Origin of the sequence: Rhizobium sp. S96, assembly GCF_030382195.1 — a bacterium.
Taxonomy (GTDB): domain Bacteria; phylum Pseudomonadota; class Alphaproteobacteria; order Rhizobiales; family Rhizobiaceae; genus Rhizobium.
This window is the reverse complement of record NZ_JAUDRY010000013.1, coordinates 20,614-43,640: the sequence shown is the minus strand read 5'-3', so window position 1 is coordinate 43,640 and position 23,027 is coordinate 20,614. Positions and strand designations below refer to the sequence as shown.

Here is a 23,027-nt window from a genome sequence, read left to right as displayed (position 1 = left end):
ACAAGAACCCGATGATATCCTTCAATGGGAATGCCGCAGGTAAACCGATCTCTGACCGATCTTTTATCGATCCAGCCCAAGTCGTTTACGCAGATCTGCGTTCTCCGCCCGCAACTTCTCTGCCAACAACTTGCGCAGCCGTTGATTTTCTTCCTCGAGCTGAATGAGATCGGCGATCTCATCACGAACCGGACTAGAAGCAAACTGCTTTGCCGATAGCTCAGTCGATTTCACCGTTTTGGGAGCTTTCGCGGCCGTTTTCGCCTTGATTTTGCTGGCTGGATGCGCCTCTGCGGAAGATATTGATGCGCCGTCAAGCTGTTTGCTACGCCTTCCGCGCTTGCCCTTGACGGGCGCTGCAGCAACAACCGGGGCCGAGTCCGCTCCGGCAGTGGCCGTCCGAGGCCGACGTGGCGCTCGCTGCTTCTTCAAGGTCGGCGTCTCAACCGGTCCGCTCACCTGCTCATCCTCAGCCGGGCTTGCGTTATTTTCATCGGCCATTGTGTATCTCCCTCTGTGGTCAGCATTTCTTTTCGGACGTGCAGCGGAAGGAGTCAATAAGCGCGCCGATCCCGCTCTCCGGACACACGCGTATCTTGCGACTGAGAGGTCGCTTGTCGGCGGAAATTGTGGAAAAGGCGGCGAAACGGGACCAGGCAACGCAACGCTGAGTGACAAGGCTGGAATCTCAAGACATCAATCTAGCGGCAACAGGAGCTGAACTATGACGACCACAAACGAAATCGCCGACAAAATCGCTGCCGAACATGGCCTGACGAAGGCGCAAGGCAAAGCCGTTGTCGAAGGAGTATTTGCAGCTATTACGGCAGCGGCTCTCTCGGGTGCGGAAAGTTCGATCCCGGGATTTGGGAAGTTCAAGGTTAAGGCAACGCCTGAAAGAGAAGCGCGTAACCCGGCCACCGGTGCGGCCATCAAGGTTGCGGCCGCAAAAAAACTCGCTTTCGCCCCTGCCAAGGCGCTCAAGGATTCCCTCAATAAATAAACGAGGTGCGGTGGCCGCTCGCATGGGCTTAAACAAAGCAACAGCACCGTAATCGGGGTTTACCGGCTGGCAGAGTTGTCGCGGCCTTTGCCGTTACGAAAAGTTCGAGATGACCTAGGAGATCGGATGTGGAAGTCTGATCATTCCCAGTGACAGGAGGGCTCGCTACTCGATACATGCGAACCCTCCGACCTCGACGGTCACCGGAGTTTTCCGTGCAAGGTCCAGTGCTAAAATAACGGAACAATCTCGCCATGGTATCCGACTGAAGTCCCAAATCGCCGATACCTGCGACTATCGCCTTGTAGGCAGCTCAACGCCGCGCTGTTTGTTCTGGTCGGGCCTCGGAGCGATGAAACGGAACGACATTGCACGTAGCTCGTTACGAAGGAATGGTGTCCCCGCCCGAGCAAAGACGCTCCTCGCCCCTTCATTTCCACCGACGAGCGGCTGCGCGTCCCGATGGTCGGCCCATGACTTTGATGACTGATCATATAACCGCTTCTTGTGGACTTTTTCCGAGGTAGTGCCATGTCTGTCGGGTATCAGTCCCACAAGAAGCAGATGCCCCGGTTAAGCCGACGCCCCTATTCCCTTGCGACACAGTTCTTTGTTACCGGAGGTGTGGTCTCGATCGTGACAATGTTTGTCATCGGGACCATTCTGACGCACGTCATCGAAGCAGCTGTCATCCGACACACGGGTGCGACGACGGCACTCTTTGTGGATAGTGTCGTCGCTCCCATCCTTCCCGACATGCAGACGGAAAGGGTCCTGGACGAAGGCAGCGCACAAGCCCTAGATGAAGCGCTTATGCAGGGAGCACTTGGAAAGCGTCTCGTTTCGTTCAAGTTGTGGCGCGGCGATGGAACGGTACTCTATTCAAATGACAAAAATCTCGTGGGGCGGCGCTTCCCGGTCAACGAAAAACTGGGCCAAGCCTTCGAGGGAGCGCTTGTCGCGCATTACGAGGTCGCGGAAGATCCGGAAAGCCAGGAGGAACGAAGGCTTGGAAAGCCGCTCATGGAAATTTACAACCCAGTCCTGCAGCCCTGGTCTGGGCAGCCGGTCGCAGTGCTTGAATTCTACGAGACCGCTGAAGGTCTCAGCGACAGTCTCCTCAGTGCTCGCGTCTCGACGTGGGCTTCGGTAGCTGGGCTCACAGCAGTTTTTTTCCTCGCTTTGTCAGCCATCGTATTCCGGGGCAGCAATCTGATTGAGAAACAGCGGACGGAGCTCAGGAGCAAGATCTCGGAATTGTCGGCGCTGCTTTCGGAAAACCAGGCACTCCAGCGGCGCCTTAAACGCGCATCGCAGCGCGCTGCAGAGCTTAATGAACGGTATCTTCGCAGCGTCGGGGCAGACTTGCATGACGGCCCTGCGCAACATATCGCTTACGCTTCAATGAGGCTCGACAGCGAACTGCTGACACATCCCCGAACGAGCACGGAAACGCGCGAAAAGGAACTGTCCTGGATACGATCGAGCCTTGCGGAAGCGATGGCGGAAATCCGCGCCATCTGTCGTGGCCTGGTGCTTCCACAAATCGAAAACGCCTCGTACAGTGAAATCCTCAAGCGCGTCGTCGATGCCCATGCCACCAGGACATCGAGTACGGTCCAGGTGAACGTCGAAGACGATGGATCAAGTCTTGCGGCGGCAATAAAGATATGTGTTTACCGCTTCACGCAGGAAGCGCTCAACAACGCCTATCGCCATGGGGGCGGAGTGCGTCAGTCTGTGACTGCCAGGCTGTGTGAGGGAATGGTTCATATCGAGGTCCGCGATCAAGGGGAGGGTTTCGATCAGGACACGGTCAGGCCCACCAGCATAGGTCTCGCTGGATTACGAGAACGCATAGACAGCCTCGGGGGCGTTTTCGAAATAAATACGGGCCACGGCGGGACGACCGTGTCCATGTCGCTTCAGGCAACTGATGTGGAGCAACTATGAATGCGATTACCGTCGGCGTCATCGACGATCACCCGCTTTTTCGCGAAGGTGTCGTGCGCAGCCTCTCGGAAGTTGAGGGCTTCATCATCATCGGCGAGGGTTCGACCGCGCAGGACGCCGCTAAGTTGGCGCTTTCTGATCGTCCCGACATTCTTCTGGTGGACGTTTCGATGCCCGGGGGCGGCCTCAACGCAATCAGCGAGATTCTCGCTCTTAGCCCATCTACCCGCATCATTATGCTAACCGCCGATGAGGAAGTCGACACACTCGCGTCAGCGCTGCAGCGTGGCGCTGTCGGTTATGTTTTGAAGGGAGTCGGGTCGCGAGGATTGGCCGACGCCATCCGGAAGGTATACTCAGGGTCCAAGGTTGTCTCCCCTTCCATGTCTGCCAAGGTTCATGAAAACACGCTCGAGGGGGCGTTGCAGGGTAAACTGACACCGCGTGAACGGGAGGTTATGGATCTTGTGGCCGAAGGACTGTCAAACAAGCATATTGCCCGGCGCCTCGATCTTCAGGAAAAGACCGTGAAGCATCACCTGACTCAAATTTTTCTGAAACTGGATGTAACCAACAGGACGGAAGCGGCAATCAGGTGGAGCAAGCGAGCCTAGCGCAAATATCTGCTGAGACGGCTGGCATCCGCTTTTGTGGCTAGCCGATCGTTTATTGTTCGCCCCTTTTGATCCTTTATCGTGTAGCGGCCGTTGACGATGGACTCGGTTATGCCATTGCGGTGCCGCACGCGTATCGATCCGTCAGCACTTCTGGTCGCCTCGGCTACCGAACGAGATGAAGTGGTCGAGGCATCATCAGGCTGGGCGGAGGTCGTCGCAGCAGACCCGGCCGATCCGCCATTTCCCTGGCCGTTGCCGTTATTTCCGTTCCCATTCCCATTCCCATTGCCATTGCCATTCCCGTTGCTACTCCCGTTCCCGTTCCCGTTCCCGTTCCCGTTCCCGTTCCCGTTCCCGTTCCCGTTGCCGTTCCCGCCACCATTGCCATTGCCATTCCCATTCCCATTTCCGCTATTGGCAAGAGCATCGAGCAGGCCAACAGGAAAGAGCGCGGCAGCGAAAGTGCCGACAACGATCGTTTTCACGAGGTTTCGCTTTGAGAGGTCCATTGCTCGAATCCTAATTCTGGCAGGTCACAATTGTACAGCAGGCGGCTTGAGATCTCCATGCACATTGAAGCTGGTTCGCCGGGCCGACGGCATAAAGCCTCGACTTCAGATCGGCTGCTGATATGACGTTTGTGGCTCATCGACGATTCATTGACCCTCGATTGAACGGAGCATCGATGCCTCGGATCAACACAGACAGCACGGCTGAGATAGACGAAGAGATTGGCGACAGACTTCTGAACATTCGACTGGCGCGTGGCATCTCTCAAGCAGAGCTTGGGGACAGTCTTGGCGTTTCGTTTCAACAGATCCAGAAATACGAGCGTGGCAGTAACCGCATGTCGGCGTCCGTTCTGGTCCTGATCTGCAAGGAGCTGAAAGTCAGTCCAATGACCCTGCTCGGTCAGTTCTTCGAGAACGATGATGGAGCCGGCGATGCCGACATTCTTCGACGGCTGATTGAAGCCGAGGATCGGCTCAGGCAGATACGCGGGCTTTGCAGCAAAGCGTCGGGAACCGAAGCTTGACATAAAGGCCCAGCGTGGCATTTCCGCTGTCACTGCAGGTTTCCTGAGTATTTATCCCGTGCCTTGTCTGGACGAGGGTGCGAGCGGATCTTGCGCCGCCACATTGCTGCCAGCCTCAGACCTTCCACGATCTTTTGGGCATTTGGTGGCCCCTTGGCTTCATCGGCCGCCGTTTGGTTCGCAATACTGTGAGAGTCGCCGGCCAGCTGAATGACACCGATCTCAAATCTGTTGACTAGTTCCCTGGCAAGCTCTCGCCCTGTCAGTTGGTCGGCCGGAGACACATCCAGAATGGCAATGTCAGTCTCCGGCGCCAACTCCAACGCCTCTGTGGCATTCCTTGCGATGCCGGCAATCTCGAATCCTTCTGCCAGCGCGACGTCTTCGACCAATTGCGCGAGAGCTGGTTCATTTTCCACAATGAGGACACGCATGGCAGCTCCTAGTGAAAGGTTTGCGTTGTAAGCTTGGGTTTCGGCCCCAGGCCATCCAGCGTTGCAACCAGCTTCTCAAGCTCCGTCAGCAGGTGCTGGAACTCACCGTCACTCATTGAAGCAATCTCGTGGGTTGACGCGGATACGATGGCGACCAGATTGTCTAGCCAAAAGCACTTGCCGGGCTTGACCTTCCACAGCACATCTTCTCGCAAGGCATCCAGTTCGCAAACTACCCGCGACATAAGCACCTTCCGCTGCTCCCGATCAAGCAATGGCAATGCCAGGCGTGCCTCTTGAAGCTGAACGATCATCTCTAACGACATCCGACTTCCTCGTGATCAACCTCATACACTCAATCACAAGTCACAGGCTTCCGACACGGACTTAGGTCTTAGGTGCAGCAAATGGACACTCGTTGGTCCGGACTGGATGTGCGATCTTCTCGCAGAAAGGCCGGCTCGCGATGGTCTTGGAGCCGGCCTCTCGAATGCACAAATCTCGCAAAGGAGACAAGCCGTATTCCCGCAACCGATGAAGGTTCAGAACGTTCGCTGCAAACGCAGGAAACCAAGCACCTGGCCGTCTGCGTCATCAACATCGTAGTACTGAACAGACAGCTTGGTGGCGAGGTTTGTCGCGATCTTGTAGTCTGTCGTGAGACCGGCTTTCCAAGCGTTGGCACCGCCGAATGACCCGCTGCTGTCCATCTCTGTCTTCCTGAAATACTGATAGCCGGGTGTCAGTGAAAGCTTGTCCGTTACCTTGACCGCGTACTGTGCACCAACGGTCCATGCGGACTCTTCGTAGTAGTAATTGGCTCCGCTTGCCCATACGCCATATATGCCAATCTCTCCTGGGCCGATATCGGCATAGGCGAAGGCTCTGATCGCAGCCTCTTGCGTGTCCGTATCGTAGCCGGCCAGCAGATAGCCGCTGACGGGGCCGGATTCTGCAAAGAGCTGGGCCGTCACCCCGAGGTTGTTCGGCCCCTCGCCTGGCTTCGTGTCATATCGCTCTTCCAGCTCATCGAGCGATATCCCTGCACTGACGCCGATGCCAGTGAAGAGGTAACGCAGCGAGTTGTGGATCGTACTGTTGGAGGAAACCACATCTGTATCACCGGAGGGACTGTCGTCCCAGAAGGAATATTGCATTCCCGCCCGTAGGCCTGCGATGTCGATGAAGCCTTCCTGGAGAAGGGTAACATTCGACGTGGCATTCTCGGCATTGGCTCTCAGCGTGATGACACCGGTCAGCGGGCCGAATTCCGTGTCGCTCTTTGCTGAAAATGTCGTCTGAGCGCGGGTCCAGAGCGAGTAGTCGGATGTCCCCGATCGATTGCGACCGAACCGGGCCTCGGTTCGAATATAGCCCCCAACGGAAAGGCAGGTCTCGGTTCCCGGGATGTAGAAATATCCGGTTCCAAAGGCGTCGCAGACCCGGACGTATTCGACGCCCTCTGGTTCGGCTGCCAATATCGCATCGGCAGCCACCGCGCCGCTGGCCGTTCCCAGCAACGCGCTGATCCCCATTATCAATAGTGCTGATTTCATTCTTGTTATCCAACTGGTTCGAGAGGGCACGAGTTCTCGTGGCCGGAAGCCGGCGACGCGTGCCTGTTTTGTGAAGATTCGGGAGTGCCCGGTCGCGAAGCGGTATGCCCTGTCCGTCGCCTTCCTCCAAGGCGAACGCGTTCTGTCAGTACCAGTCGTGGCCTTTGATCGGCATGTTCCCCAAGCGACGGGAATTGTCTGTTACGGAACGAGGCCGCTTACCAATTCGATTTTACGAGCATTTATAAGGAAACTGAATGAGCGTTACGCGCGGGCCCCGTGGGGATCGACACGCGCATCACGATGACCGGGAGTGTCATCGGATCCTGCTTGGCCCGCCGATTGATAGGCAGCAGGCATGAATCCTTGCAATTCGATATTGGACCATCCTTCGCCGCCCGAAGGACCATGCTGGAGGGAACAACACCAACAGCGAGATTTCACTCATGGGAAAAACCAGCCGCCTTCTTGCGCTGTCGTCAGCTTTCGCCCTCTCCGCTCTTGCCGGTCCACTGCGCGCCGAGACACTGGTAGTCAACAGCTACGGCGGGCCTTACGAGGACATCATCCGCAAGGCGATCATTGAACCTTTCGAGGCAAAGACCGGGATCACGGTGGTCTACGATGCGGTAGGCTCCGCTTCCCAAGATTATGCCAAGATCAAGGCGACGAAAGGCCACCCTGGTTTCGACGTCGTGGTGATGACGGCATCGCAATCCCTCCAGGGCTGTCAGGATGGTGTCCTTGCAAAGCTCGACACCGAGACCATTCCAAACCTCACGCATCTGTCGCCACGGATTTCAGCCACGGCGGGACCATGCGGTGCCGTGCACGAAGTTCAGTACATGTCGCTTCTCTATCGAAAGGACAAAATGCCGGCAGCACCAGTCTCATGGTCAGCACTGGCGTCTCCCGAGCTCAAGGGCAAGATCGTGCTTCCGAACTTCCAAAACATCATGGCGCTGTACCTGGTGGAAGTTTTCTCGGTGATGAATGGCGGCGATCTCGTCGACAATCTCGATCCCGGCTTCAAGGCAATGTCCGGGGTTGCCAAGCAGTCGATAGGCTTCGAGCAGAGCTCGGCCATCCTCGAGAGTTACATCAAGGATGGAACCGTCTGGGCCATGCCGTTCTGGAATGGCCGCGCGCAACTGCTCGTCGATAGTGGTCTCCCGGTCGACTACGTGAAACCGAAGGAGGGCACGATCCCCCTCGTCGCGACGCTGAACATCCCAGCCGGGGCGGACCACAAGGAAGCGGCCGAAAAGTTCATCGATTTTTTCCTCGAGAAGACGAGCCAGGAAGCGTGGGTGCGCGGATACAAGGTGGGCAGTGCTCGCACAGACATAGATGTCCCCGCGGACATCAGGGCCCGCCAGATCACATCGGAGGCCGATCTCGCATCCCTGATGTTGCCTGACCTGTCGGTCGTCACGAAGCGTCTGCCCAAGTGGGCAGATCAGTGGGAGCGCGATGTCGTCGCGCATGCGGACTGAGGGGGGAACATGAGCACCGTTTCATTGGATCTTTCTCTTTCGCCGACGGCCCACCGCAGAAATTTCACGGCAATCCTCGGCTTGTCGCCGGCGATGTGCCTGCTGGTCATCTTCTTTGCGCTGCCGATGGGAATGATGATCGCAATCAGTTTCCACGACACGGAGACTGGTGGCGTTGGGCTGCACAACTACGCACGATTTCTGACCGACGGACTGTCGTTGCGAGGCTTCTGGCGAACGGCCCTGATGTCTGGCTTGGTCGCGCTGTCGGCGACTTTGCTTGCATATCCGGTGGCCTATTATCTGGCACGCTCCACAAGTCGGTGGCGTTCGATGATCTTCGCCCTGGCGCTTGCCCCGGAGCTCGCCGGCGTCGTGCTCAGGACCTACGGATGGCTCATCATTCTCGAGGATCGGGGGTTTATCAACGATACGCTCATCCAGCTCGGATTGATTTCGTCGCCATTGCCGCTGTCGAAGAACCTGTTCGCCGTCGTCGTCGGTCTGACTCACGTCGTGCTGCCCTTCGCCATCCTGTCCCTCACAACAAGCATCCAGGGTATCGATGACAATCTCGAGCGTGCCGCGCAGATGCTTGGGGCGCCTCGGCATGCCGTGCTGCGCTACATCCTGCTCCCGCTATCGGTGCCAGGTCTCGTCAGCTCGTTTCTCTTGTCTTTCACCATGGCGGCAAGCGCCTACGCCACTCCTGCCTTGCTCGGCGGTGCAGGCTTCAAGGTCCTTGCAACAATGATCTCGGAGCAGGTGCTGTTCTATATCGACTGGCCATTCGCGGCCGTCATGGCGAATGCGCTCCTGATCCTCATGCTTGGCATCTCCTACGCGGGCATTCGTTTCGAGGCGGCCCAACGCGCCAGGCGCAATGGGCAAACGGGAGCGCAGCCATGAACAGATTGATCTCTGCATCCTATTGGGTCGCCCTGGCTACGGTGCTAGCGTTCATAACACTGCCACTGCTTGTGGTCGTTGCCGCATCTCTCAGTCCGACAGCCGACATAACCTTCCTGCCATGGGAATGGACCGCCAAGTGGTATGGCGAGATTGTCGCTCAGCGCTGGCTGCAGCCATTCTGGCTGAGCGTCAGAATTGCCCTTGCGGTTTCGGCCATCAGCGGCGTTATCGGCATGCTTGCCGCCTATTTCGTTGTTTATGAGAAGATACCAGGCAGCGATGCGTTGATGGCGGCGATCCTCTCGCCGCTGTCAGTCCCGCAGATCGTCAAGGGCGTGGCGATCGTGCTCTTCATCTCGATGATCGGCCTGCAATCGGTGCTGGGCACACAAGCGCTGATCGCTGCCCACTCGGTCCTGGCGCTGCCCTTCGTCGTTCGCATGGTTGCAACGTCGATTGCCAATTTCGACGGCAATCTCTATCGCGCCGGCCAGATCCTCGGCGCGAACCGATGGCAATGCGCCCGTTTCATCCTGCTGCCGGCAGTGAAACCTGGCCTCCTGTCCGGCATGACGTTCGCCTTCATCATCTCGTTCAACAATATCCCGCTCTCCGTCTTTCTGGTGAGACCAGTCGATACGACCCTTCCGATTACGGTCATCAACTATCTCGAGTACAGCCTGGATCCCGTCATGGCGGCGGTGAACGTCGCATCGATGGCCTTCATTCTGGCCGTGATCCTCACATTCGAAAAACTAGGTGGTTTTTCCGCCCAACTGCATGGTGGCAGCAAATGACCAATTTCGACGTGGAACTACTCTCCGTCAGCAAATCCTTCGGCCCTGTCTCAGTCGTCAAGGATATCGATCTGCAAATTCCCAAGGGTGAGTTTGTCAGCATCCTTGGACCTTCCGGATGCGGAAAGACGACGACGCTCAATATGATGGCGGGTTTCAACCGGCCATCCCACGGCGACATCAGGATCCGCGGGCGAAGCCAGGTGCATGTCCCGCCTGAAAGACGAGACCTCGGACTCGTGTTTCAAAACTACGCCCTCTTCCCGCACATGACGGTGGCGGAGAACGTTGCCTTTGGCCTCAAGATGAAAGGCATGGCGAAAGCCGATTTTGCGCCGATCGTGACGTCCGCCCTGCAAAGCGTTCATCTAGAGGCGCTTGCGGACCGTTACCCCAAGGCGCTTTCCGGCGGTCAGCAGCAACGTGTTGCGCTGGCTCGCGCTCTGGCGCCAAGGCCTTCCGTTCTGCTGTTGGACGAACCGTTGTCGAACCTCGATCTCAAGCTGCGTGAGGCAATGCGCGCTGAGCTCAAGGATATCCAGCAGCAGCTCGGCATGACCTTTGTCTATGTTACCCATGACCAGGAGGAGGCGATGGCTATGTCTGATCGTATCGTCGTCATGTGGAAGGGTGCCATCGCCCAGCAAGGCGACCCGGCAAGGATTTACCACGATCCGGCATCGACATTCGTTGCTGATTTCATCGGCAAGTCGAACATCCTGCAAATCGAGAAATCGACTAGATGCAGCGCCTGGTCGGAGGTCGTGGTTGCTGGCGGTAGTGTCACTTTGCGTGCCGCTCGAGAATGCGACGGCGACATTGCGCGCTACTGTGTTGTCCGACCGGAGGACATCCTGCTGCTGTCGGGGGACGCTTCGGCTCCCGCAGGGTCAAATGTGATATCCGGCACCTTGAGACGGATCGTCAATCTCGGGGCCTCGTTGGAGGCTCACGTCGCGGTTGGTCCAAGCTCGGTTCTAACGGTCCTGGTCGGTTCGGCGAATGCGGACGCGCTGCCGAGCGTTGGCGACGTCGCAAGCTTTGCCATTGCACCACAATCAGTGAAGCTCCTTTCCGACTAAACGGGGATCGATAGGGCGCGCCTATCAATGTCGCTGAATTGATATTGGAGTCGTCCAGCCCTGCCCAGCTACCGTGATCATGACCTCGAGGACGAGGTCATGACAGGAGATTGAAAATGCTTATGAAAGAACGGCTTAAGGCCATCCAGCATGCGAGCAATGTTTGCGCGGACATTGAAGGGTTTGACTTCGATCAGTACGACAGCCGGGACATCGACGATATCCGAAAGTACTGGCTCCAGTACGGCGTCATCCGCTTCAAACAGACCCACATTACCGACGAGCAGCAGGTCAAGTTCTCCCGCCATTTCGGAGAGTTTGTCATTCACCCGAAACAACTTCAGGAGGGTGGCCATCCCTTGCATCCCGAGATCCTCGTGATCAGCAATGCGATGAAGGACGGCAAGCCAAGCGGTGCGATGGGCAACAGCGAGGCCACCTGGCACACCGACACCTGGTTCTACGAAAAGCCGCCGGCCGGCGCGATTCTGCGCGCCGTGAAGATCCCGCCATCCGGTGGCGACACATATTTCCTGTCGACCTACATAGCCTATGAAACGCTTCCCGCGGTATTGAAAACCGCCGTCGAGGGACGACAGATCTTCTTCCAGAATGTCTATGACAAGACCGGAAAGTTGCGCCTCGGCAAGACCGCGCCGAAGAGCCAGGACTTCCGCGAATGGAGCGGGATCGTACATCCGCTCGTTCGCAGTCATGGCGAGACGGGCCGCAAGGCGCTCTATCTTGGCGGCACCATTGAGGGCGCCTGGATCGTCGGAATGAGCCGAGACGAGAGCGATGCGCTTCTGTCCGAGCTGTGGGATCACACCACCAACACCAAGCATGTCTTCGTGCAGCAGTGGGACGAAGGCGATATCATGATGTGGGACAATCGTTGCACCATGCACCGGCGCGACTCCTTCGACCCGGCTTACGTGCGCATCATGCATCGAACGACAACATCGGGCGAACGGCCGGTCTGAAGCACAAACCAATGAAGAGCTATCTGATGACAACGTCCTACCACGTGATGGAGCGCCATCCACCCCTGCATCCAGATCTTGTCGAACGCCTGTCATCGGTAGAAACGGCGACCATCGGCCATGTCGAGCATCTTGGATTTGTCGGAAACAATATCCTTCCGCTTTTCCCCGCTCGCGTGGCCGGGGTCGCCGTGACCGTTGCGGCGCCCAGTCGCGACGGCGTGATTATCTACAAGGCGATTGATCAATTGATGTCCGGCGACGTGCTGGTGATTTCTCGCGTCGATGGTGATGACATCGCCTGCGTCGGGGGTGGCGTCGCCACTGCGGCCAAGGCGAAGGGGGCGGCGGGCATCGTGATCGACGGTCCCTGTACCGATGTCCATGAGATCGTGGGCATCGGCCTGCCAGTCTGGTGCCGCGGCGTTTCCGCCACAACAACGAACCGACAGTTTTGCATTGGCGGCTCGCTGAATGTTCCCATCGCCTGCGGTCGTGCTGCCGTTCTGCCTGGATATGCCGTGCTTGCCGACAGTGAAGGCGTCTTTGTCGCCGAGACGCACCGCATGTCTACCATCGCGGACGCCGCGCGCGTCCGGCAGGATCGTTCAAACGCCGTTCGCCTGCATCTGGCGGCGGGCCGATCCATCTTTGATTTTCGTCAGGAGAGCATGTCTTGAAGGTCTCGCTAATTCAGATGAACTCGCAGCCCGACCGCGAGCAGAACCTTCGCCAGGCGGAGCGCTTGATGGGCGAGGCCATGGCCGGTGCGCCCGACCTCATCATCCTACCCGAGCATTTTGACTGGATGGGTGGCACGCCGGACGACAAACGCCGCGCCGCGGATTTCGTTCCGGGCGGGGACGCTTATCGGATGGTCCAGCGGTTCTCTCGGGACCACGGTGTCTGGGTGCATGCTGGCAGCCTCATGGAGCGAAGCAGGGCCGACGGCACGGTGTACAACACAACGGTCGTTTTCAATTCTCGCGGCGAACATGTCGGGCTCTATCGCAAGATTCATCTCTTCGACATCACGGCGCCCAACGGAGCGGTTTACGCGGAATCCGCGATCGTAACACCGGGTGACGATCTGCTGATCTACGAGCTGAACGGCTACAGGATTGCGTGCGCTATATGCTACGATCTTCGCTTCTCGCGACTCTTCGATCGACTGTCGGATGAACAAGTCGATCTCTTCGTCCTTCCCGCGGCCTTTACCCGGCAGACAGGTCGCGCGCATTGGGAAGTTCTGTGCAGGGCACGAGCGATCGAATATCAGGTCTACTTTCTGGCGTGCGGGCAATGCGGCAGCTACAAGATGCCCAACGGTCCTCGTCGTGAAACATTTGGCAGATCGCTTGTCTGCGATCCATGGGGTACGGTCATCGCGAGGGCCGGGCAATATCCGACAGTCTTGCATGCACATATCAACCCACATCGGCTGAACGAAGTCAGGCGTCTCATTCCGATGTCAGAGCATCGCCGATCTCTGGATGACAAGGCGCTCCACATAAAGTTGGCCCGCCTTTAGGCGCGGCATCACTTGGCCAAAGTTTTATCAAAGCTTCACCCCTCCGTTCCCAGCAAGCCGATAGACTCCTCGGTGAGCAGGAGGAGGATTGGCAAATGCCCGACGTTGCTGTGTGGACGACTGACGATGTGAGATTTCTCAGTCTCGAGGAGATCACCGCTGCAGGGGCGGATCTCACCATGGAGGAATTGCTGGGTGCAACGGACGCGGCCTGGCATGATATCCGCAAAGGAGCCGCATTCGGGGGGAAATCAGTCCTGTCGTTGCCGGAGCAGAGCTTCTGGGAAACCGAAAGCGTTGCGCCTTTCAGACGACAGTTCGAAAGCGAACGGCTCGGTTGGAAGCTCTCCTGCCTCTATAGTGTCAACGATCGCTACGGCGGGGTAAAAGTCATTGGTGCCAATGCTTTCAATCGCAACCTGGGCCTCCCAAGGTCGACTTCGACGATCCTGCTTCTGGAGAAGCGAACCCTGCGTCTCTTGAGCGTGCTAGACGGGACGCTCCTGTCAGCACGCCGTACAGGTAGTTACGCGACAACCGTCATGGGCGAATTCACTCGCGAAACCGACAGGCTATCCGTCTTTCTGTTTGGCACCGGTCCGATTGCCCGGAGCATCATCCAATGCCTCGATTTTCGTTTCAGGGACAGGATCGAGGAGATCGTCATCCGCGGCCGGTCGAACGAAGGTGTCGACCGGATTCTCGAAGAGTTGGCGGATCATGTCGCTGTCCCGCTGAGGCCTGTTTACGACAACACGGCTTTGAGTTCATGCCGGTTCGTCATTACGGCTACCAATGCAAGACAACCGCTGTTCGAGGACCGCGAACTTGATCCGCATGCATTGACACTGCACCTGGGCGGCGACGAGGCGCCGGCGCCTTATCTGCAGCGTGTGCTGCGGACAGGTCTGGTCGTTTGCGATGATGTGGGAACCGTTTCTCGCCGAAACTCGCAGAGCATCGCCTTGCACTTTTCCAGGCAGGGCCTGTCACTTGAGCAGATTGGACGGCTTGTCGGTATCCGCGAGCTCTCGTCACCTGGAAGCTGGGATGCTGCCAAAGATCATCCTACCTGCGTGACATGCGTCGGCCTGCCAATGCTCGACCTTTATGTGGCTCAGGCGTCTTATGAAAAGTACATCAGGTGTACCGAGGTCACTCGGCAACAAGCTCACGGCTCTGGATCTGCCTGAGGGAAGTTCAATGTATCTCACCGAGGTTCTAGCGGAACACATTGCGACCATTGCCGGGCGCAAGCCTCCCCCGGAGGTTCGCGATGTCGTTATGCGCTGTATTCTCGATCTAATCGGTGCTGCGCTCGCCGGACACAGATCGAATGGACCGGCGGCGGCGCGCCAGGCAGCCCCGAAAATATTCGGAAGTGGACGCGCACCGATCTGGCTTGCCGGGCAGACATCCACGTCGGCGGGCGCGATCTTCTGCAATGCGGCTGCAGCCTGCGCTCTCGACATCGACGACGGGCACCGCGCCGCCCGCGGTCATCCAGGTTCCGGTGTGGTGACGACGGCACTTACCCTTGGTGCTGCGAGTGGTTCTGGCGCCGATGACGTCATTGCGGCGATCGTCGCCGGCTATGACGTCGGCGTCCGAGTGGCCGCAGCTCAAAATCCGTCAGGCATTCCAACACGGCAGTCAGGCCGTTGGATATCAATGGCGACGGCGGCGACGGCGGCTGCCCTCTTCAAATTGGAGCCGCCTGCCGTGGCAGAGGCACTCTCGATCGCCGGTGTCCTTGCACCCAACCAACAGGCAAATGGTAGTTCCGGCTATTCGACGCTCACCGGCAACGACGTCAAGGAAGGCATTGCCTGGAGCAGCGCAGCCGGAGTGATGGCAATCGAGCTCGCGCGGTACGGTCATACCGGGCCGCTGGACCTGCTCGACCATTCAGGTTTCTACGATCCTCATCGTATCCTCGCTGGACTGGGGCAGCGATGGGAAATCTCGGAAACCTACTTCAAGCCTTACGCGTGCTGCCGTTATATTCACCCCGCCCTCGACCGCCTGCTGGAATTGGTCGAACGGCATCACGTCAAACCTGGTCATATTGTCTCGATCGACATTCAAACCTTCGGGTGGGCCCTGAGATTGGGAAATCGGCTTGAACCCGAAAACCTGGTGGAGGTCCAATATAGCCTTCCCTATTGCGTCGCGATCGCCATCGTTGATGGCGCCGACGCGCTGTTGCCGATAACCACCGCTTGCCTGCGTCGACCAGATCTGATTGACCTCGCAGCTAAGGTGAGGCTGTCGGTCCACGGTGACGCTGATCACCTCTTCCCCTCCGAGACGCTAGCGCGTGTGGTCATTGAAACCAGAAAGACCACGCTCGTGTCCGACTTGGGTGGTGCCCTCGGGGATCCCAGAATGCCGTTACTTTGGCATGGGCTCGAAGCCAAGTTTCGGCGCCTGACGAGAACCACAATGACGGTTTCCGACCAACAGGCGTGGCTTGATGCCATCCTGACGCTGGCAGCCGGAGACGAGAAGCCCCTCTTTTGCGAACTTGCCAACAACAGGCAAAGCATACCGGTGGTTCAGTCTAGTTGTTAGCGGCGTTTTGACTCTACGGCTGTCAGCGCTTGAAGGGTTTCATTGCTCAGTGCTGGGCAGCAAGGCGTTCTGCTTCAGCCATCGCGGCAGCTTTTGTCTTGAATGGCCCGATGTCGTGTTCCTCGGTGTCGGGCAGCCATTCCGCGAGGAACCACCACCCACCGGGTTTCCAGCTCACAGCGCTGCGGACGGAACCGATGTTCCTTGCATAGTACCAGCCACGGTCGATACCATCCTGTTCCCAAAACATGTTCTTCTCGGTCATGGCATACCCGCTCTTGGTGTTACGAAAGTACTTTATCCGCGTGGTATGACGAACGCAACGGCGCGTCGACCTAGTTGGTCGGGTGCCCGGCAACGGAGATGGGCCAATAGCTGAACGGAGCTTCGCCGTTTCGGTGCGGCCAACACACTGCTTAGATCTAGTTGGCGCAACCCGTCTGTGAACAATCAGATAAGTGCGAAGATCCTATTCTAGCACCATTGAATACGACGACCCGCCCTCGGATGAGTACGTGCCGAACTCGCGCCAGATTGTGGTTCTCGACAATGGCAAGGTCGGCTCGCTTCCCGTTTTCTAACCGCCCTCGATCGCCTGCGAGTTCTGGAAAGACTCGCGCAACATTGCCCGTTGCGAGCGCGATTGCCTGCGGGAGTACCAGCATTCGCCGTTTCACGATGCGTTGGATCGCATCCAGGATGCTGTCCCAGTCACCGCCGGCGAAGTCTGTCGAGAGCGTGTCAACAAGTCCTTCCTCGATCAGGCGATCGAAGTTTGTCGGGTCGTTGCGCCAACGCGTCGAAATGCAGTCCAGTGTCGAGACATCGATGAATGTGCCGTGCTCGCGCAGTTGACGGGCATAAGAAGCGCACTCCTCTGGTTCGAATGACGGGTGGTTGGCATGCGCGGCCACCATCCGTGCTCTGGGATAGGTTTCGGCCAACCGTATCAGGGTCTGAGCAGTCGGCAGCGCATGATGAAATATCCCAGGCAAGTCATATCGCTCGCTGGCTGCGGCAATTTCCTCCAAACCTTGCAAGGACAACTTGACGGGCGGCATGACCGTCCTCTTAATCAGGTGCATGATCTCTTCTGGGCGGATGCTTGCCGCCAGTCCACAATCGGCCAGCAAAGCGGGTATGTCGTCGGGTCTAGCCCCCTCTCCGGTCAATGATCTTCCGAGGATGGCTTCTTTCAGCGCGCGAGCATATTTCGGTGGGAGATTGGTACCGGTCGCTGCAAACACGGCCTCCGGGATGAAACGATAATCCTGGGCACCTCCGCCAAGGGTCTGACCACCACCGGCCTCGCCGAGTGCCTTGGCGCCGCGATCGATCATCGTCTCCATCGCCGCGGAGCGGTGCTTTTGTCTCAACCCTTTACCGTCAATCGCCAATGCCGCCTGTATGTTGCTCGGCGTGTGCGCGGTCGTGACATGGATATCGAGTGGATGTCCGACCGGCGGGTTTCGATCGATCTCGGCAGGAAGAGCCAGTCCGCACACGTTCAGAAGTGTTGTGGTGCCGGAAATGAGATGGCGGTTACGAAAATACTCAATATCATTGGCGGTAAACGGAGGTGATCCGCTCGGCATGCTTGGACCGAAGACGCAACCATGGGCATGCGCGTTGATGATACCTGGGATGACAGTGTGCCCCGCCGCATCGATGACGAAAGTCTCGGCCCTGCTTTCCGTGCGCCCTTCCCCGACTTCGATGATCTGATCGCCACGGATCCTCACACTGCCGGGGTCAAGGACGGTCGCGCCGTCGCCGGGCACGACGCGTCCATTGGTGATCAGAATGTCCGGATTCATGGCGTTCTATTTTCAGGTTCCCGCTCATCTTCGGAGCGCAAGCCATAACCGATGCCGCGAACGCATCGGATGGGATCGGTAGCTCCATCCATGGCAAGGAACCGTCGTAGTCGTCCAACATGGACGTTGACTGTCTTGATGTCCACGAAGACGCCCGCGGGCCAAGAGCACTTGATGATGTCGCGACGGCCGAACACCCTGTCCACGTTTGACAGGAGCTGCTGAAGGATCGCGAATTCAATCCTTGGAAGATAAATCGGGCAACCGGCCCGCCAGACGCGCCGCGCCGACACGTCCATTTCGATGTCTCCATGCACGAGCCGCTCCGCGGCCCCTGTAAATGTCAAGGCATGCAGCAAGAGAACGGGCGGCACGGGCCGGATCAGGACCTCATCGGCTCCGGCGTTGAGAAGCGCCAGCGCCTGGCGGTGAGCCTTCGCATCCACCAACGCGACGATCCGAATTTCGCGGTGCGATCGGAATCCATTGATCTGTTCGCATATTGCAAGTGCTGCGGGTGTTCTGCCGTCGATCAGCAAGGCACAGACATCTTCCGCGCGGCAGCCGGAAACAATGTCATCGGGTTGTACTTGCAGGCTTGCCGAGAATCCCGCGTGTTCAACAATATGACGCGAGATAAAGCACAGGTCCGCGTCCCCGCATCCGATAACGATCGTCGGTCTCATGGTTGAAAATGCCGCTCTTGTTGTGTTTTCGATCTTACACTTACACGCATAACGCGTCGTATCAAGCGATCGATCGCGTACTACGGTTAAGAAATGTTTCATCGGCGATCGACACCGCCGGCGATGATTGAGATGACATCGCGGGGGCGGTCCATTGATATCGACCGTGAATGAATGGACCCGTCATGGGATTGGCAATTCGCTTACGCCTCCAGCAATCATCAGACGAGCCGTCCACCATCTGGAGATCGTCATGTGCGCGAAGCCACAAGAATTCACAACATCGAACCCGCTGGCTGTCGCCCCGGCGACCCGCAACGGCGCGGCCGACGCGGCATCAATCCCCTCGGTTTGCCTAAGATGCCGTAGTGTCTCCTGCCCGCGTCGTCTGGCGGGGGACGTCGGCGTCGAGGATACAAAGCTATCCGCGAATGAGACGTCTCAGGCGGGGTTCTAATCGAACAGAGGGAGCGACTTGCGATTTTGCACGTTGCTTCTCGAGCCAGGGACAACGCAGTAGGCAGTCAAGGGCACACGGGGCCCCAGTGGAAATCTCTGCCAACTCGCGGTTTGATTGATGAAGGGCAGAATAGTGGGCCAACCAACAGATATGACAGTTGGCACGAAGCATATTCGTTGCAACTATAGATGGGTTGCCAATATGAGTAGCGTGCTAACTAAATGTCCGATTCAGATTTGCTGCCTGATAGAAGAGAAGATGTCTTTCGTCCTCGAGTGATCATAGCAGATCTGCGTGGTGTCGATGTGCTTGCTTTGCACGAGGCCATAGTGCAGGCAGGAATGAGCGCAACGATTGCAAGCTCGCGGCTCCAGCTGCGCCGACGGCTCTACCGGCAACGTTACAATCTCCTGGTTGTCGATGCCGTTCTGTCGTCCGAAGACGCCATCTGTTTTTGCGGCCAGGTCCGCAGCACCGAAACAGTTCCGATACTACTGCTTCTTCCACCAAATCGCCCCGACCTCGTGGTCTCTGCCCTCAGTGTCGGCGCAGATGATTGCATGCCTGCACCCGTGTCCCTTCCTGAGTTCATAGCCCGGATAAAAAGCCTGTTGCGGCGCAGTGGATATGCCAACGCGCTGCTTCAGCAGGTCACCGAGATTGGATTTTCGGGTTTTCGTCTCAATCCTGGCGAGCGCGTGCTACGGGGGCCCGACGGCCAGATCATCAATCTCACTGCTGCAGAGTTTGATCTTATGCTTACATTTTGTCGCAACCCCGGGCGTCTCATGCGCCGAGATGAATTGCTGGCGTCAACCTACGTCGGTGTTGCGGGGCCAGTCGCCCGAAGCATCGACGTCCACATCAGTCGTCTTCGTCGAAAAATCGAGATTGATCCGCAACGGCCAAAGCTGCTCAAGACCGTAAGGCTCGGCGGATATCTGTTGACCGCAAAAGTCACCACACGCTGAATTCCGTCCCCGCCTTGGCATGACGGCACCCTAGTCGATTAGACAGAGCTCGGCATTGTTAAGTTTTGTTGCTGGCGCACCCTTTCAATTGCGGCGTGAATGTCGCCAACCTAGAATACTTAAGTGGTTTTGGTTCTCGCCGCCGGGTTGCGAGCTTTGATTGCGAGGGCGATCGCCAAGGACGAACCAATCGCGAAAGGCCGCCATGGCTGCCGGACAGCTGTGGAACTTGCTTGGGGGAGCACGCGCTGATGCATTTACGAACCCTGTTTGGTGAAATCATTGACTTGGCGCTTTCCATCTCCACAGAAGACACGCTGACGCATGCGCTTGCAGACGCCGGCACGAGGCACGAATTCGACCACTTTGCCTACTTAAGTCTGGACGGCAGTAGCGCCAGGACGTTTGCAGTTTCCAACTATCCGGCCGAATGGCAGTCCATATATTTCGGTCGTTCCTACATGGTAGTTGATCCTGTGGTTACCATGGCCAAGCGGGTCATGCGGTCATTCCAATGGAGCGTAGAGGAGCAGAGGCGACGCAGCACGGCGAGTGAACGCGGCTTCTGGGATGCCGCGTCCGCCTTTGGCATCAGGGCCGGCCTGACTGTCCCCGTGTGGGGCTCATGCGGGCAAGTGGCGATGTTGACCTTTGCATCCGAACACAATTTGCGTCCCAATGCCTTGCGAGATTGCGAATGCGCTATTGCCGTGACAGCGGTTGCTTACCTCCACACACGCCTTGGCACCGCAGGCGGATCGGTAGCGACGCGCAGGCGCCCTGGCCTCACCGATCGGGAAGTACTTTGTCTCCGCTGGATCGCGGCCGGAAAGTCGATGCGCGACGTCGCGCAGATTGCAGGGTTGACATACCACACGGTCCGTTGGGACCTCGATAACGTACGCGCCAAGCTGAACGTATGCAATATCAAGCAGGCACTTGCCCTTGCCGTGGAACTGCGTTTGATATGACGCGGGTTTGCAGTCAGAGGGGCGCGCGTGACCTCGAATGGCTCGCCTTGAGGCTGGTAGTGCGCGTAGCTGTAAGATACCCGAAGGTGCGCGGCTGGTCACCCTGCGCGTGTCGTGCTGCAATAGAAGTCTGATATGTATCCGGGCGAGCGTAATCGCTCCAGTACCGATGGGTCGGCCGCCAGTAAACCTCCTACACTGAGTGTCTCGTTGATGAGGACGGGGGTGCCAAGCCGGCGGAATGGCCAGCCCGAGCGATTGAGGAGCCGTTCGAGCCGGATGTCCGTTGCCGTTGCGATTTCAGTATATCGATTGACAATACACCATTCGATAATCCCGGCGAACAACGTGAGCGTTGCCTCGTGAACCAGGCGCCCTCGACGCTCTGGATTGGCTGCTGTGTCTACACAAAAGCGGGAACTCTCGATCATGTGCGAATGAGATCGTAGCGGGCTTTCATGAAGCAATTGTGGGAATACGCTTTGAAGCATGGTGGGGCCCGTCGCAGGCAAAAGGCGCGCGCACCCCACGACATCGCCGTTAGCGTCGAGCGCAAGAATGTATGTGGGTTCCAGCTGGTCAAACTCGTCGCGTTCCTCGCCATCCGTGCAATCCACGGCCCAGCCGAGGCGTCCCGCGAAGATGCGCGCACGCAGGCGATGCATTTGTTCGAGGAGACGAAGGCCGCCGGAAGTACTGGGCCTGCGAATGGCAATCACCTGCATGGTTCAATCCCTTCTCGCGGATCAATGTCGCCAAGACCCTGCATGGCACGCCGACAGGGGTCTACCCGCAGATCTGCGAGTCGTTCGGCGGCTAACGTGGGGTGGCCAATGGGTGAACCTTGGCCGGCGCGCGAGACGAGACGAAGCGGCCAAGAATGGATTTGATAGGCCGTCAAGAATAATCCTTTGATAAATGCGAGTACTGATTCCACCTGCCTTGTGATATGCGCGCACTGGGTGTGCGAACGATCCCTGTCGGTGGGGCAATGAATGAAGCGGAGCAAAAATTGATCGCGGATTCGGGATCCGAGCAAAACCGCAGTGAGACGAGCGCTCGCTTCGAGACGATGGACAGGTCAGAGCTCGAGGCGATGGCTGTGTCAGCGCTCCTCGAGCACCGGCAGCTCCTGGCAGCGGATCAGCTCGTTTACGAGGAGTGGACCCGTGCGGAAAGCGATCCGTTTGTATCCGGCTCAATCCGACAGGCGCTAAAGAACGAGTACATGGCGCGGCAGGCGAAATCCGCTCTTCAACAACAAACGCTTTCGGACATAGTGGATGCACTGGGCTTCATCCCAGCAGTGGACCGCGACGACTAGACCAGGCCACCGTCCTTGGCGATGGCCACGAGTTGCGGGATCGTTCGGGCGTTGAGCTTTCGCCTGGCGCTATCAAGATAGTGCTGCACCGTTCGGGCATTGATGCCGGTGAGCATCGAAGTCTCGGCGGCCGTCTTGCCCTTGATCGCCCACATCAGGCATATCATTTCGCGAGGGGAAAGCGCCTGGCTCGGCGTCACCGCAGTTGGTGCGGAAATCATCTTCAGCCGATAGTGCACCGCCAGCACGATTTGCAGTGCTTTCGCAATCTCCAGCGCACCTGAATTGCCGAGCTTTCTCTCAGGCGATGCAAAGGTCAGCATCATCGTCGTGTCAAAACTGCCTGCCACCGGGATTGTAGTGCCACAGCGAATTCCGTGGCCGATCGCCTCATCCCGGAAGCGCCGGAGCGGGGAAGAACCACGAGCCGACCAGTCGTCCGCATTCCAGGAGAACATCTCCCCTCTACGCTTCGCCTCTGTTATGACAGGATCGATGCAAGAGTATTGGTGACGGAGATAGGCAAGCTCCCAGGATTGGGGGTATGAATTGAACGTCCTGATGTCGAGACCTTGTGTCTGCACATAGGCAAAACGATCATATCCCCAAGCTTCCGCAAAGCTTCGAAGCGCCGTTTTGATCGAGTGTTCGTTTTGAGCGGCTTCCAATGCATCTATGAGAGAGCGGAGGTCTGCATCCATGGCCAATTCCCCTAATTCTTGACTTAGGAACCTCGTTTCCTGTCCATTTGTCAGGATAGCTACTTGATTAGCAGGCTATCGAAATAATATCAACCTTAAGTAACATATCGATTGCACTAATCT

General features: G+C 57.6%; 26 protein-coding genes. 15 read left to right on the top strand and 11 right to left on the bottom strand.

Annotated features, from left to right (window positions below):
- Positions 1-63: 63 nt before the first annotated feature.
- Positions 64-501 (bottom strand): hypothetical protein, encoded by a 438-nt coding sequence (locus QTL94_RS16295; RefSeq protein ID WP_065690332.1) that lies wholly within the window; start codon positions 499-501, stop codon positions 64-66.
- Positions 502-724: 223 nt separating this feature from the next.
- Between QTL94_RS16295 and QTL94_RS16290 the strand changes: the two genes are divergently transcribed.
- From QTL94_RS16290 to QTL94_RS16280, 3 genes are all read left to right on the top strand, one after another.
- A complete protein-coding gene (locus QTL94_RS16290) occupies positions 725-1,003 on the top strand; it encodes an HU family DNA-binding protein (RefSeq protein ID WP_065690331.1) in 279 nt (92 codons plus the stop codon).
- 564 nt (positions 1,004-1,567) lie between these two features.
- Entirely contained in the window at positions 1,568-2,956 is a 1,389-nt protein-coding gene (locus QTL94_RS16285; protein ID WP_065690469.1) for a sensor histidine kinase, read from the top strand.
- Positions 2,953-3,570 carry a LuxR C-terminal-related transcriptional regulator gene (locus tag QTL94_RS16280; protein WP_065690330.1) on the top strand — a complete coding sequence of 206 codons (618 nt, stop codon included), beginning with the start codon at positions 2,953-2,955 and terminating at the stop codon, positions 3,568-3,570. Before QTL94_RS16285 ends, QTL94_RS16280 begins: the two co-directional genes overlap by 4 nt.
- Here QTL94_RS16280 and QTL94_RS16275 read toward each other — a convergent pair.
- The 5 genes from QTL94_RS16275 to QTL94_RS16255 all read right to left on the bottom strand — a co-directional run bounded on the left by QTL94_RS16275 (position 3,567) and on the right by QTL94_RS16255 (position 6,599).
- Positions 3,567-4,082, bottom strand: coding sequence for a hypothetical protein (locus tag QTL94_RS16275; RefSeq protein ID WP_289802554.1), 516 nt, complete (start codon positions 4,080-4,082; stop codon positions 3,567-3,569). The genes QTL94_RS16280 and QTL94_RS16275 overlap by 4 nt on opposite strands.
- Positions 4,055-4,642: a hypothetical protein gene (locus QTL94_RS28460; RefSeq protein WP_502944144.1), complete on the bottom strand. Its 588-nt coding sequence runs from the start codon at positions 4,640-4,642 to the stop codon at positions 4,055-4,057. The genes QTL94_RS16275 and QTL94_RS28460 overlap by 28 nt, the downstream gene beginning before the upstream one ends.
- Complete coding sequence (locus tag QTL94_RS16265) at positions 4,639-5,043, bottom strand: response regulator (RefSeq protein ID WP_065690327.1); 405 nt, start codon at positions 5,041-5,043, stop codon at positions 4,639-4,641. Before QTL94_RS16265 ends, QTL94_RS28460 begins: the two co-directional genes overlap by 4 nt.
- An 8-nt stretch (positions 5,044-5,051) precedes the next feature.
- Positions 5,052-5,369 (bottom strand): hypothetical protein, encoded by a 318-nt coding sequence (locus tag QTL94_RS16260; RefSeq protein WP_065690326.1) that lies wholly within the window; start codon positions 5,367-5,369, stop codon positions 5,052-5,054.
- 216 nt (positions 5,370-5,585) lie between these two features.
- The gene (locus QTL94_RS16255) at positions 5,586-6,599 is read right to left on the bottom strand and encodes a porin (RefSeq protein WP_065690325.1); all 1,014 of its coding nucleotides are present in this window, start codon (positions 6,597-6,599) and stop codon (positions 5,586-5,588) included.
- A 446-nt stretch (positions 6,600-7,045) separates the two neighbouring features.
- On the opposite strand from QTL94_RS16255, the gene QTL94_RS16250 reads away from it, so the two are divergent.
- From QTL94_RS16250 to QTL94_RS16210, 9 genes are all read left to right on the top strand, one after another.
- Positions 7,046-8,095, top strand: a complete 1,050-nt coding sequence (locus QTL94_RS16250) for an ABC transporter substrate-binding protein (protein ID WP_065690324.1) — start codon at positions 7,046-7,048, stop codon at positions 8,093-8,095.
- Positions 8,096-8,104: 9 nt separating this feature from the next.
- Positions 8,105-9,004: an ABC transporter permease gene (locus QTL94_RS16245; protein WP_065690323.1), complete on the top strand. Its 900-nt coding sequence runs from the start codon at positions 8,105-8,107 to the stop codon at positions 9,002-9,004.
- Positions 9,001-9,804: an ABC transporter permease gene (locus QTL94_RS16240; RefSeq protein ID WP_289802553.1), complete on the top strand. Its 804-nt coding sequence runs from the start codon at positions 9,001-9,003 to the stop codon at positions 9,802-9,804. Before QTL94_RS16245 ends, QTL94_RS16240 begins: the two co-directional genes overlap by 4 nt.
- Positions 9,801-10,886 carry an ABC transporter ATP-binding protein gene (locus QTL94_RS16235; protein ID WP_289802552.1) on the top strand — a complete coding sequence of 362 codons (1,086 nt, stop codon included), beginning with the start codon at positions 9,801-9,803 and terminating at the stop codon, positions 10,884-10,886. The genes QTL94_RS16240 and QTL94_RS16235 overlap by 4 nt, the downstream gene beginning before the upstream one ends.
- 116 nt (positions 10,887-11,002) lie before the next feature.
- Positions 11,003-11,869, top strand: a complete 867-nt coding sequence (locus QTL94_RS16230) for a TauD/TfdA dioxygenase family protein (RefSeq protein WP_289802551.1) — start codon at positions 11,003-11,005, stop codon at positions 11,867-11,869.
- Between the two features lie 26 nt (positions 11,870-11,895).
- The gene (locus QTL94_RS16225; protein WP_065690467.1) at positions 11,896-12,549 is read left to right on the top strand and encodes an RraA family protein; all 654 of its coding nucleotides are present in this window, start codon (positions 11,896-11,898) and stop codon (positions 12,547-12,549) included.
- Positions 12,546-13,400, top strand: coding sequence for a carbon-nitrogen hydrolase family protein (locus tag QTL94_RS16220; RefSeq protein WP_083199282.1), 855 nt, complete (start codon positions 12,546-12,548; stop codon positions 13,398-13,400). The genes QTL94_RS16225 and QTL94_RS16220 overlap by 4 nt, the downstream gene beginning before the upstream one ends.
- A 95-nt stretch (positions 13,401-13,495) precedes the next feature.
- A complete protein-coding gene (locus QTL94_RS16215) occupies positions 13,496-14,593 on the top strand; it encodes an ornithine cyclodeaminase (protein WP_065690319.1) in 1,098 nt (365 codons plus the stop codon).
- Between the two features lie 10 nt (positions 14,594-14,603).
- Positions 14,604-15,974, top strand: coding sequence for an MmgE/PrpD family protein (locus QTL94_RS16210; RefSeq protein ID WP_289802550.1), 1,371 nt, complete (start codon positions 14,604-14,606; stop codon positions 15,972-15,974).
- 46 nt (positions 15,975-16,020) lie between these two features.
- Here QTL94_RS16210 and QTL94_RS16205 read toward each other — a convergent pair whose 3' ends face one another.
- The 3 genes from QTL94_RS16205 to QTL94_RS16195 form a co-directional block, all read right to left on the bottom strand.
- Positions 16,021-16,239 (bottom strand): hypothetical protein, encoded by a 219-nt coding sequence (locus QTL94_RS16205; protein ID WP_065690318.1) that lies wholly within the window; start codon positions 16,237-16,239, stop codon positions 16,021-16,023.
- A gap of 157 nt (positions 16,240-16,396) precedes the next feature.
- On the bottom strand, positions 16,397-17,791 hold the full coding sequence (locus QTL94_RS16200; RefSeq protein ID WP_065690317.1) for an amidohydrolase family protein: 1,395 nt from the start codon (positions 17,789-17,791) through the stop codon (positions 16,397-16,399).
- Positions 17,788-18,477 (bottom strand): response regulator transcription factor, encoded by a 690-nt coding sequence (locus QTL94_RS16195; protein WP_065690316.1) that lies wholly within the window; start codon positions 18,475-18,477, stop codon positions 17,788-17,790. Before QTL94_RS16195 ends, QTL94_RS16200 begins: the two co-directional genes overlap by 4 nt.
- A 681-nt stretch (positions 18,478-19,158) precedes the next feature.
- Here QTL94_RS16195 and QTL94_RS16190 point away from each other — a divergent pair.
- Together QTL94_RS16190 and QTL94_RS16185 are read left to right on the top strand one after the other, a co-directional pair.
- Positions 19,159-19,908, top strand: a complete 750-nt coding sequence (locus tag QTL94_RS16190) for a response regulator transcription factor (RefSeq protein ID WP_083199281.1) — start codon at positions 19,159-19,161, stop codon at positions 19,906-19,908.
- Between the two features lie 233 nt (positions 19,909-20,141).
- The gene (locus QTL94_RS16185) at positions 20,142-20,879 is read left to right on the top strand and encodes an autoinducer binding domain-containing protein (protein WP_244499426.1); all 738 of its coding nucleotides are present in this window, start codon (positions 20,142-20,144) and stop codon (positions 20,877-20,879) included.
- A gap of 98 nt (positions 20,880-20,977) precedes the next feature.
- Here the strand turns inward: QTL94_RS16185 and traI are convergent, their stop codons facing one another.
- Positions 20,978-21,604, bottom strand: coding sequence for an acyl-homoserine-lactone synthase (traI, locus tag QTL94_RS16180; protein ID WP_065690313.1), 627 nt, complete (start codon positions 21,602-21,604; stop codon positions 20,978-20,980).
- A gap of 266 nt (positions 21,605-21,870) precedes the next feature.
- Between traI and QTL94_RS16175 the strand changes: the two genes are divergently transcribed.
- A complete protein-coding gene (locus QTL94_RS16175) occupies positions 21,871-22,203 on the top strand; it encodes a transcriptional repressor TraM (RefSeq protein WP_065690466.1) in 333 nt (110 codons plus the stop codon).
- Here QTL94_RS16175 and QTL94_RS16170 read toward each other — a convergent pair.
- On the bottom strand, positions 22,200-22,904 hold the full coding sequence (locus QTL94_RS16170; RefSeq protein WP_065690312.1) for an autoinducer binding domain-containing protein: 705 nt from the start codon (positions 22,902-22,904) through the stop codon (positions 22,200-22,202). The two genes, QTL94_RS16175 and QTL94_RS16170, sit on opposite strands and share 4 nt — an antisense overlap.
- Positions 22,905-23,027 lie beyond the last annotated feature (123 nt).

What these genes read in the sequence shown, in the direction of transcription:
- QTL94_RS16295 (WP_065690332.1), bottom strand. Translation starts at nt 501, where the DNA reads ATGGCCGATGAAAATAACGCAAGCCCGGCTGAGGATGAGCAGGTGAGC.
- QTL94_RS16290 (WP_065690331.1), top strand. Translation starts at nt 725, where the DNA reads ATGACGACCACAAACGAAATCGCCGACAAAATCGCTGCCGAACATGGC.
- QTL94_RS16285 (WP_065690469.1), top strand. Translation starts at nt 1,568, where the DNA reads ATGCCCCGGTTAAGCCGACGCCCCTATTCCCTTGCGACACAGTTCTTT.
- QTL94_RS16280 (WP_065690330.1), top strand. Translation starts at nt 2,953, where the DNA reads ATGAATGCGATTACCGTCGGCGTCATCGACGATCACCCGCTTTTTCGC.
- QTL94_RS16275 (WP_289802554.1), bottom strand. Translation starts at nt 4,082, where the DNA reads ATGGACCTCTCAAAGCGAAACCTCGTGAAAACGATCGTTGTCGGCACT.
- QTL94_RS16265 (WP_065690327.1), bottom strand. Translation starts at nt 5,043, where the DNA reads ATGCGTGTCCTCATTGTGGAAAATGAACCAGCTCTCGCGCAATTGGTC.
- QTL94_RS16260 (WP_065690326.1), bottom strand. Translation starts at nt 5,369, where the DNA reads ATGTCGTTAGAGATGATCGTTCAGCTTCAAGAGGCACGCCTGGCATTG.
- QTL94_RS16255 (WP_065690325.1), bottom strand. Translation starts at nt 6,599, where the DNA reads ATGAAATCAGCACTATTGATAATGGGGATCAGCGCGTTGCTGGGAACG.
- QTL94_RS16250 (WP_065690324.1), top strand. Translation starts at nt 7,046, where the DNA reads ATGGGAAAAACCAGCCGCCTTCTTGCGCTGTCGTCAGCTTTCGCCCTC.
- QTL94_RS16245 (WP_065690323.1), top strand. Translation starts at nt 8,105, where the DNA reads ATGAGCACCGTTTCATTGGATCTTTCTCTTTCGCCGACGGCCCACCGC.
- QTL94_RS16240 (WP_289802553.1), top strand. Translation starts at nt 9,001, where the DNA reads ATGAACAGATTGATCTCTGCATCCTATTGGGTCGCCCTGGCTACGGTG.
- QTL94_RS16235 (WP_289802552.1), top strand. Translation starts at nt 9,801, where the DNA reads ATGACCAATTTCGACGTGGAACTACTCTCCGTCAGCAAATCCTTCGGC.
- QTL94_RS16230 (WP_289802551.1), top strand. Translation starts at nt 11,003, where the DNA reads ATGCTTATGAAAGAACGGCTTAAGGCCATCCAGCATGCGAGCAATGTT.
- QTL94_RS16225 (WP_065690467.1), top strand. Translation starts at nt 11,896, where the DNA reads ATGACAACGTCCTACCACGTGATGGAGCGCCATCCACCCCTGCATCCA.
- QTL94_RS16215 (WP_065690319.1), top strand. Translation starts at nt 13,496, where the DNA reads ATGCCCGACGTTGCTGTGTGGACGACTGACGATGTGAGATTTCTCAGT.
- QTL94_RS16210 (WP_289802550.1), top strand. Translation starts at nt 14,604, where the DNA reads ATGTATCTCACCGAGGTTCTAGCGGAACACATTGCGACCATTGCCGGG.
- QTL94_RS16205 (WP_065690318.1), bottom strand. Translation starts at nt 16,239, where the DNA reads ATGACCGAGAAGAACATGTTTTGGGAACAGGATGGTATCGACCGTGGC.
- QTL94_RS16200 (WP_065690317.1), bottom strand. Translation starts at nt 17,791, where the DNA reads ATGAATCCGGACATTCTGATCACCAATGGACGCGTCGTGCCCGGCGAC.
- QTL94_RS16195 (WP_065690316.1), bottom strand. Translation starts at nt 18,477, where the DNA reads ATGAGACCGACGATCGTTATCGGATGCGGGGACGCGGACCTGTGCTTT.
- QTL94_RS16190 (WP_083199281.1), top strand. Translation starts at nt 19,159, where the DNA reads ATGTCCGATTCAGATTTGCTGCCTGATAGAAGAGAAGATGTCTTTCGT.
- traI (WP_065690313.1), bottom strand. Translation starts at nt 21,604, where the DNA reads ATGCAGGTGATTGCCATTCGCAGGCCCAGTACTTCCGGCGGCCTTCGT.
- QTL94_RS16175 (WP_065690466.1), top strand. Translation starts at nt 21,871, where the DNA reads ATGAATGAAGCGGAGCAAAAATTGATCGCGGATTCGGGATCCGAGCAA.
- QTL94_RS16170 (WP_065690312.1), bottom strand. Translation starts at nt 22,904, where the DNA reads ATGGATGCAGACCTCCGCTCTCTCATAGATGCATTGGAAGCCGCTCAA.